This window comes from Planotetraspora kaengkrachanensis (genome assembly GCF_016862895.1).
In the GTDB taxonomy this organism is placed as follows: Bacteria; Actinomycetota; Actinomycetes; order Streptosporangiales; family Streptosporangiaceae; genus Planotetraspora; species Planotetraspora kaengkrachanensis.
Genome location: NZ_BONV01000033.1, coordinates 151,515 through 158,335 on the forward strand (window position 1 = coordinate 151,515; position 6,821 = coordinate 158,335).

Here is a 6,821-nt window from a genome sequence, read left to right on the forward strand (position 1 = left end):
GGTGACACCCCGATCCCTGGTCACGAGCCCGAGAAGCGCGGTGGCGGCCCGATCCCGAGTCAGAGTCCGGGGATCGCGCGATCACCCGAACCCAGGTCAGAATCCGAGGATGGCGGGCGCGGCCTTGACCGCGTCCTCGTCCGCGCGCCCCTCACCTGCCGCCTCCCAGGTCGCGGCGCAGGCGGCGCGCAGGCCGTCGACCGGGTCTCCTCCCCCATCGATGTCGAGACGCCCGTCCGCCCAGGTCGCGATCCACCCGCCACATGTCCAGCCCTGGCCCTGCCTGCGTACGTCCGCCGCCGGCGCGTGCAGACCCGACAGGTCGGCGGCGATGTGCGCCGGGCGATGGGCGGGGCCGGCCGCGAGCAGGTCGACGGGGCCGGTCACCCCCGTGAGGACGAGCAGGCTGTCCACTCCCGCGCGGGTGGCGCCTTCGATGTCGGTGTCCAGGCGATCCCCGACGATCAACGGCCGTTTCGCGCCCGTACGGATCACCGATTCGCGGTGCAGCGGCGGCTCGGGCTTGCCGGCCACGACCGGCTCGACGCCGGTGGCCGTGGCGATCACGCGGCTCATGGCGCCGTTGCCCGGAAGCTCGCCCTTGTGCGTGGGCATGGTCGTGTCGCCGTTGGCGGCGACGAACCACGCGCCCTGCCGTACGGCGAGGGCGCCCTCCGCCAGCAGGCCGTAGGACAGGCCCTGCCAGATGCCCTGGATCACCGCGGCGGGGGCGTCCAGGGCCGTGGTCACAGGACGGAGGCCGTGCGACCGCACGGCGACGCGCAGGCCCGTTCCCCCCACGACGAGGACGGCGGAGCCCGGCGGAACGTGTTCGGCCACCAGACGCGCGGCCGCCTGGGCGGAGGTCACCACGTCCTCGGCGGCGGCCGTCAGGCCGAGACGGCGCAGATGCTCGGCGATCGCCGCAGGAGTGCGCGACGCGTTGTTGGTCACGAACGCGAGCCGCACGCCCTCTTTCCTGGCCTGCTCCAGTGCCTCGGGAGCACCGGAGACGGCGTGGTCGCCCAGGTAGACCACGCCGTCGAGATCGAGGAGGAGCGTGTCGTACCCGCCGAGCAGCGATCCGGAGCCCGCCGCCTCATCTTGCTCGACCGTCATGCCTGCCTCGCCCGCAACGTGGCGCGCACCTGGCTCAGAGCCGAGACGTAGTGCCGCAGGGGACGCATGGCGACGGCCACGGCGAGCGGCTCCTGAGCGCCCTCGATGTCCCCCGTACGCCACAGGGCCATTCCGAGCCCGTAATAGGCGTAATCCTCCGTGGGGTTGGACTCGACGATCAAGCGGAAACTCCCTGCGGCCTCGGTGTACTGACGAGAGTTGAACTGGGCCCGCGCCAGGGCCTCCCGGATGCTACGCGATTCGGGCTCGGCCATCGCGGCCCGTTCGAGAATCGCGGCGGCCGCAGCCGGGCTTCCGTCCGTGAGCAGCTTCACGCCACGCTGGAACCACTCGTAGACGTCACCGGACGGGCCGCCCGGTGGGTACCCGGCAGCGTCAGACGCTCCGTTTCGTCCCTGGATCATGGGGAAAGGCCTCCTGCAACCGATTTCCTGAAGAACCGGGCACCGCAGCGTCGGGGAGCCGGGCCTTATGGCAACATGCCCGGTATGGAGAGTTCTGAACGGGCGGGACTGGTGCTACGTCCGTTCCACGGCGTGCGATTCGCAGTGGACGATCTGCCCGCGGTCACCTCCCCGCCCTACGACCTCATCTCCCCGGACGACATGCGGGATTTACTCGCTCGTCATGCGAACAACGTGGTGCGGCTCATCCTTCCCGGAACAGGACATTACGGCGAGGCCAGGGAGCTGCTGAACGAATGGCTGGCTTCCGGCGTGCTCAGGACCGACGAGCTGCCGGGACTCTACGTGTACGAGCAGAGCGGGCCGCGATCGGTGCAGCGCGGCCTGATCGGCGCGCTCGGAGTCGGCTCCCCGTCCGTCCTGCCCCATGAGAACGTCATGCCCGGGCCCGTCGCCGACCGCCTGGCCCTGATGCGGGCCACCGAGGCCAACCTCGAGCCGATCTTCCTGCTCTATGAGGGCGGCGGCTCGGCGTCGCGCCTGGTCGACGAGGTGGCCGCCCGACGGCCGCCGATCGCCGATCTTCAGACCGCCGACGGGATGAGTCACCGGCTCTGGGCGGTGACCGACCCCGACGAGATCGCGGCGGTGGAAGAGGATCTGCGGGACCGGCAGGCGCTGATCGCCGACGGGCACCACCGCTACGCCACCTACGAGGCGCTGCGGGCCGACCACGACGGGGCCGGGCCATGGGATTACGGGCTCGCGTTCCTGGTCGACTCGCTGGCCTACCCGCCGGAGCTGCGGGCGATCCACCGGGTGATCCCGGGATTGCCGCTGGAGGAGGCCGCCGCCCGGGCCAAGGGCGCCTGGCAGGTCCACGAGTTCAGCGCGCTGGACGAGGCCCTGTCCGAGCTCGCGGCAACGGCCGGACCCGCGTTCGTGCTGGCCGGAGATGGTGCGGCTCACCTCCTCACCGACCCGGACCCGATGCAGCTCGACCATGCCCTGCCGGCTGATCATTCGGAGCGCTGGCGGTCGCTCGACACCGCGATCCTCGCAATGTTCCTCCTTCCCAAGGTCTGGGGCATCGAGGACAGCGAGGAGGCCGTGCTCGTCGTCCATCACGACCCCCACGCCGCCGTACGGCTGGCGCGGCAGCACTCGGGGACGGCCGTCATCCTCAACCCGCTCAACACCGTCGACGTTCTCGCCGTGGCGGCTCAGGGCGAACGGGTGCCGCGCAAGTCCACCTCGTTCGGCCCCAAGCCACGCACCGGCCTCGTCCTGCGCATCTTCGCCGAGAACTGACACTCGAAGCCGTACGCGGCCAGGCGCGTGCACGCCCGACGGCGGCACGCGCCTGGCGACGGCGCCCACGGCGGCGCTGTGCACGGCGGCGTCACGCGCGCGAGAGCGGCGCGCACTCGGCGGCGTACGAGGAGCTCCGGCGACGCTAACCGGGCGCGTCATCACCCCCCGGCGCGCCGTGCCCGTCCTCGGGATCCGTGGCGGCGTACACGTCTCGGGAGCCGTGCGGCGCGGCCGGAGCCGGGCGTGGCCTGCGCAGGCTGATCACGGGTCTGCGCCGGGGCCCACGCGCGTCGCCGGGCTGGCCGTCCCCAGGATCGGCCGGCGTGGCGGGGCCGACATGCCCGTCCCGGCGGCCGCGCATGAGCAGGCCGTGCCATTTGATCGGGCCGGCTTCCGTATCGGGCCGACCCCGCTCGTGCTGTTGGGCCTGCACCGGCACGTCGTCCCGACCGGCCGGCACCGTCTCGCCGTCCTGGTCGGCCTGCACCGGCTTGCCGTGCTGTCCGACGTGCTCATGGTGATCGGCCCGCTCAGGCTGATCACCCCGTTCTCGTCGGTCGACCCCCTTGGGCTGAGCCGCGGACTGTACGACACGTTTTGATTGGTCAGTGCCGCCGCCGGAGCCGTCCGGTTCACGAGCGACACGCCTGGCCGTCCAGACCTCGACCTCGTAACGGCTTCCGCCCCGCCACCAGCGGCGGCGCAGAGCTCCCTGAACCTCGATGACGTCGTCGACCAGCCAGTCGGCGACCATGTGGCGTACCTCCTCGTCGAAGGTCGCGCACTCGATCGCGTCGGACCGTTGACGCCCGGGGTGGTCGTCCGGACGACGGACGGCGAGCCGCCACTGCGTGAGCAGGGCCCCGCTGGGCAGTTCCCTGTCGACCGGCTCCATGGACAGCCGGCCGACCAGCGTCACCTCGTTGCGGTGCATGTGATCCCCTCTCCCTCGTGGAGATCACTGTCGATGAATAGGCTGGGGCCTCGACGAGCTGAATTCGATTCTGTGTGAACCGGTTCTGATTACTGGGGTGCGCTGTGGACAACGTGACGCCGCTCGGCGGGGACGTGTACGAGATCGACACGAGGATGGCCGGCTATTCGGGCATAACCGCCGGCTACCTCATCCTCGGCGACCGTCCGTGCCTGGTGGAGACAGGGACCTCCACCTCCGCACCGGTCGTACGGGACGCACTCGCGTCCCTCGGAGTGGGCCCGGACGACCTGGCCACCGTCGTGGTGACCCACATCCATCTCGACCATGCCGGCGGCGTCGGGGACATCGCCGGCTATTTCCCGTCCGCCGAAATTGTCGTGCATGAGAAGGGCGCCCGGCATCTCGCCGATCCGACACGGCTGATGGCCAGCGCGAAAATGGTCTGGGGGGGCAGGCTCGACACCTTGTTCGGGACGCTCGCGCCCACGGACGCCTCCAGGATCCGGGCGCTCGGCGACGTCGGCAGCGTCGATCTCGGCAACGGCCGCACTCTGGCGAGCCACTACTCCCCGGGGCACGCCAAGCACCACGTGGGTCTCCTCGACTCGCTGACCGGCGACCTCTACGTGGGTGACGCCGCCGGGGTCTATCTGCCGGAGACCGGCGATCTGCGCCCCGCGAGCCCGCCCCCGGACTTCGACCTGGAGGTGGCCCTCCGGTCGATCGGCCTCTTCGAGTCACTCGGCCCGCAACGGCTGCTGTTCAGCCATTACGGCCCGGTGGACGACGTGCCCGCGACGCTCGAACGGTCGGCGGAGGAACTCCGCGTGTGGGTGGACCTGACCAAGCAGGCCCGCTCGGAGGGTCTCGACCTCGATCACGCGGTGGCCATGGTCCGCGACCGCACACGAGAGCGCTACCTGGCGCTCCAGAGCGATCCGGCCACCGTCGAACGGTTCGAGTTGCTCAGCGGCGCCGAGTCGAACGTGGGCGGGATCATGCACTGGCTCGACCGCGCCGGCTCCTGAGAGGCTGCCCGGCCACGCTGTGACGCCTGGCTGACCGCACCCGGTGCCGCCCGCCTCGTGACGCGCCCGCCTGGGGCGAACAGGTGTGCTCCCGGCGCCGTACGGCCTCGGAGAGGGCGTTCTGACATAGAAAGGCGCCGTCACCGAATGATCTTCCATTCGGTGACGGCGCTCTCACATCCACATCAGCGCTGGCGGTTCACACCGCCATCGGCGCCCTCAGCGTCCTCATCATCATCTTCCGTGTCCCCGATCACGGTGCCGAAATCGGGCTCGATGAAGGCCGGGCCGAACGAGCTGACCTCGTTCTTCTGGTCCGTCGCGGCACCGGCCGCGTCTCCTGCCGCCCCCGCGTCCGCGCCGGCGGACGGCGCGACCCGCTCTCCCTCCGGGGCGGCGCGGTTCTCGGCGCTCGTCACCGAGGCCGCGTCCTGACCGCGTGCCGGGTTCCGCTCGGCATCATCGGCCTTGGCCTCCGCGACCTGCGGAGGGGCGGTCCCGTTCGAGGTCTCCTCCGCGGCAGCGGCAGGGGACGACGTACCGCGTTCCTGCGGAAGGTCGTCGAGGATGTCGCCGACCGGCCTCACCTCAGCGGGCTCGGCATCATCCTCGTCTCCATCCGCCGCGGAGTCATCCGCCGCGGAGTCGTCCGGCTCAGCGGCGTCCGGCTCGAAGTCATCCGCCTCGTCGTCGGGCTCGTCGTCGAGCTCGGAGTCGTCCGGGTCGGAGTCGGCGGTGCCGACCTCCGCGTCGGCCTGCTTCACTGCGAGATCGCCGACAGCGTCCGCCGCCGCGTCGTCACCGAAACCGTCATCGAGGTCGCCGTCAAGATCGTCGGCTGCGTCGTCCTCGTCGAAGTCCTCCTCGAGGTCATCGATCACTGCACCGGTGATCTCCGCGTACCGTTCGGCCGCGTCGGTTTCACCGTCCTCGTCGAAGGTCATCGCCCGCTCGAACCAGTCGGTCGCAGCGGACTCGTGACCTGCCGCCGCCAGCGCGTCCGCGTAGGCGTAGGCCAGACGCACCGACCATGCCCTGCGCTGGGGATCCCGCAGCTCCGTGAGGCGCTGCAGTGTGACCACGGCCGCGTCGAACTGGCCCATGTCACGTCGCGCGCCGGATTCGACGATGGCGAGCTCGATCTTGCCCGCCCGGTCCAGGCGCTCGGCCTCCTTGGAACGGACGAGGTCGAGCGCCCTTTCAGGCCGTCCAAGACCGCGCTCACAGTCAGCCATCACGGGGAGATAGGCGTCGGAGCCCGTCATCCGCCGCGCCGCACGCAGGTCGGCGAGGGCCTCGGCGTACTGCCCGGCCCGGTAGGCCGCGATCCCGGTGGCCTCCCTGATCACGCCGATCCTGCCGGCGAACCGGCGGGCGACCTTCGCATGCTCGTATGCACGCTCGGGCTCGTCGGCGCTCAGCGCCCTGGCGGCCGCCACGAGATGGGACGCCACCAGATCAGCGAGATCATTGGGCAGCGAGCGAAGCTCCGCAAGCGTCTCGCGGTCGAGTTCGTCCGGAGAGATGTCCACCTCGAGCTCGGGCAGCTGCTCACGCTCTCGCGGCTCCTCGCTCCTCCCGTACCTGGCGCGGCTTCCGCCGCCCTCCTCCTGACGGAAGGGCCGCGATCCGCCCCGGTCATCGCGATCGCCGTACGGACGGGGTGCGCGGTCACGTGAATCGAAGCGCTCACGATCACGGAACGGACGGGCCTCGCGATCCTGATCACGCTGCGGACGGCCCTGCTCCCGGCCTTCGGCGCCCCGGCGGTCGTCCCGGAAGGCGCCGCCTGAGTGCTGGTCGCGATCGCGGGAGCCGTAACGGCCGCCGAAACCGCCACCCTGACGCGGCGGTCGGTCGCCGGAGCGTGCCGAGTCGCGATCGCCGTAGGAGCGGCTCGGCCGGTCGCCCCGGTCAGGGCGGTCGCCGTACGCACCGCGGTCGCCGCGCTGAGGACGGTCTCCGTAGGAGCGCTGAGGACGGTCGCCTCCGCGGGAT

General features: G+C 71.1%; 6 protein-coding genes. 2 read left to right on the plus strand and 4 right to left on the minus strand.

The window, feature by feature from the left end:
• Positions 1-96 precede the first annotated feature (96 nt).
• The gene (locus Pka01_RS29780; RefSeq protein ID WP_203886227.1) at positions 97-1,119 is read right to left on the minus strand and encodes an HAD-IIA family hydrolase; all 1,023 of its coding nucleotides are present in this window, start codon (positions 1,117-1,119) and stop codon (positions 97-99) included.
• Positions 1,116-1,544: a tetratricopeptide repeat protein gene (locus Pka01_RS29785; protein ID WP_203886228.1), complete on the minus strand. Its 429-nt coding sequence runs from the start codon at positions 1,542-1,544 to the stop codon at positions 1,116-1,118. Before Pka01_RS29785 ends, Pka01_RS29780 begins: the two co-directional genes overlap by 4 nt.
• A gap of 84 nt (positions 1,545-1,628) precedes the next feature.
• Between Pka01_RS29785 and Pka01_RS29790 the strand changes: the two genes are divergently transcribed.
• Positions 1,629-2,855 (plus strand): DUF1015 family protein, encoded by a 1,227-nt coding sequence (locus Pka01_RS29790; protein WP_239115540.1) that lies wholly within the window; start codon positions 1,629-1,631, stop codon positions 2,853-2,855.
• Between the two features lie 145 nt (positions 2,856-3,000).
• Here Pka01_RS29790 and Pka01_RS29795 read toward each other — a convergent pair whose 3' ends face one another.
• Positions 3,001-3,792, minus strand: a complete 792-nt coding sequence (locus tag Pka01_RS29795; RefSeq protein ID WP_203886230.1) for a single-stranded DNA-binding protein — start codon at positions 3,790-3,792, stop codon at positions 3,001-3,003.
• A 104-nt stretch (positions 3,793-3,896) separates the two neighbouring features.
• On the opposite strand from Pka01_RS29795, the gene Pka01_RS29800 reads away from it, so the two are divergent.
• Positions 3,897-4,823, plus strand: coding sequence for an MBL fold metallo-hydrolase (locus Pka01_RS29800; protein ID WP_239115542.1), 927 nt, complete (start codon positions 3,897-3,899; stop codon positions 4,821-4,823).
• 185 nt (positions 4,824-5,008) lie between these two features.
• On the opposite strand, the gene Pka01_RS29805 is transcribed toward Pka01_RS29800, so the two are convergent.
• On the minus strand, positions 5,009-6,821 hold a 1,813-nt coding region (locus Pka01_RS29805), incomplete at its 5' end, for a hypothetical protein (protein WP_203886231.1).